Source organism: Streptomyces kebangsaanensis (genome assembly GCF_001906585.1).
Taxonomy (GTDB): domain Bacteria; phylum Actinomycetota; class Actinomycetes; order Streptomycetales; family Streptomycetaceae; genus Streptomyces; species Streptomyces kebangsaanensis.
In genome coordinates this window covers 31,694-32,912 of the sequence record NZ_JUJA01000164.1, presented here as the reverse complement: position 1 = coordinate 32,912, position 1,219 = coordinate 31,694, and the positions used below count along the sequence as shown (strand labels likewise).

The 1,219-nt window shown below is 74.4% G+C and carries 1 pseudogene; it reads right to left on the bottom strand.

What is annotated here, in order from left to right:
- Positions 1 to 1,219, bottom strand: a pseudogene (locus RH94_RS45335) (SpoIIE family protein phosphatase); the annotation flags it as partial.

Genomic DNA, 1,219 nt, shown 5'->3' with positions numbered 1-1,219 from the left:
AGCCGCAGGTACAGGCAGCTGGCGAACAGTTCGACCCCGAGGTCCATCAGCAGCCGGTTGGTGCTGCGCATGACCTCCTCCGGCTCCTGGCCCACCGTGGTGTACGCCCGCACCGCGGTGCGCAGTTGCCCCATCAGCCCGGCCGCGGTCACGTTGTGCCCCTGCACGTCCCCGATCACGGCGGCCGCGGTCGGCTCGGTGGCCACCAGGTCGTAGAAGTCGCCGCCGATCTCCATGTGCTGAGTGGCCGGCAGGTAGCAGGCGGCCGCGTCGAAGCCGGCCAGCCGGGGCAGCGAGTGCGGCAGCAGCGCCTGCTGCAGACCGTGTGCCAGCCGGTGCTTGGCGTCGTAGAGCCGGGCCCGCTCCAGGGCCTGCGCCATCATCCCGCCCAGGCTGGTGAGGACCGCCCGCTCGTCCGGGGGGAAGTGGTGCGGCTCGGCGTAGGAGAGCACGCAGGTGCCCACCGGGCGTCCGGAGGCGATCAGCGGCAGATACGCCCAGGCGGCGAAGTCGTCGGGCACCGAGGCCCGGTGCGGGTACAGCCGCTCCAGCTGCCGCCGGCAGTCGAAGAAGGCGGGCACTCCGGTGGTCAGCACGTGCGCGCCCGGCGTCGGCGCGGTCAGCGGGATCCCGTCGAACCCCTCGACGACGCGCGGGTCCCGGTACCCGTGGTGGCCGAGCACGCGCAGCCGCCCGGACTGCGAGCCGAGGACCATCAGGGCCTGGCTGCCCACCGCCGGCACGATCTCGTCCGCGACCAGCCGCACCACGTCCCGCACGCCGACCGCCTCGGTCAGCGCCGCGGCCAGGCTCAGCACGTGCGAGATGGTGACCAGGCCGGCCCGCCCCGCACCGGGCTCCGGCGTGCCGCGGCCCGGCTCCGCCACCGCCCGGGCCCGGCTGATCCGCACGCTCAGCCCGGTGGTGCTCGGATACATCCGGAACGACAGCCAGTCACCGGGCGGGCGCAGCGCCACGAAGGAGGTGACGTGCTGACTGATCAGCGCCGCCCGGTAGCGGTCCTCGTACACCGGGTCGTTCAGCCACGGCACCGACGCCCACAGCAGGGTGCCGAGCAGTTCGCCCGCGGGCAGACCGATCAGCTCGGCGGCGGCGGGGTTGGCGTAGGAGACCCGGCCGTGCACATCGAGCGAGACCAGCCCGTACGGCAGCCGCGCCACCATGCGGGCCGCCTCGGCCGAGCCGAGGGTGCCGGCCC